The following is a 523-nucleotide window of genomic DNA, read 5'->3' as shown; positions in this document are numbered from 1 at the left end:
GCAACGGTGCTTCAGGGTAATCCGGAAGAAGTCCGGGAACTCATCGATGCCACGCCATTTGCGAAGAAATACACGTCCGGTGTTCTGTCGTTCGCGGAGAAGGAACTGCCGCCGGGAGGACGTGAAAAAGTGATGGCGAGCTTTGAGCGTGTACTGATGCCCGGTCTCGAAAAAAATCAGTACAGCATCCTGTGGGTGGAGCACCAGGACAAGGGACGGCTTGAGCTGAATTTTGTCATTCCGAACATGGAGCTACAGACCGGAAAACGTCTCCAGCCGTACTACGACCGCGCAGACAGGCCGAGAATTGATGCCTGGCAGACGCTGGTGAATCACCATTACGGACTGCATGACCCCAACGCCCCGGAGAACCGCCGGACGCTGACCCTTCCTGATAACCTGCCGGAAACGAAACAGGCACTTGCTGAGAGCGTTACACGCGGTATAGACGCACTTTACCATGCCGGAGAGATAAAAGGCCGTCAGGATGTGATTCAGGCGCTCACAGAGGCGGGGCTTGAAG

1 protein-coding gene is annotated in these 523 nt (G+C 56.0%); it reads left to right on the top strand.

Features of this window, described 5'->3' with window-relative positions; genetic code table 11:
- A partial coding sequence (locus HMPREF9538_RS15980; protein WP_009484824.1) for a relaxase/mobilization nuclease domain-containing protein occupies nt 1-523 on the top strand: 523 nt, incomplete at both ends.

It is taken from the genome of Klebsiella sp. MS 92-3, assembly GCF_000195655.1.
Taxonomy (GTDB): Bacteria; Pseudomonadota; Gammaproteobacteria; order Enterobacterales; family Enterobacteriaceae; genus Klebsiella; species Klebsiella pneumoniae.
The sequence above is the reverse complement of the archived record's forward strand: the minus strand, read 5'-3'. Positions and strand labels throughout refer to the sequence as shown.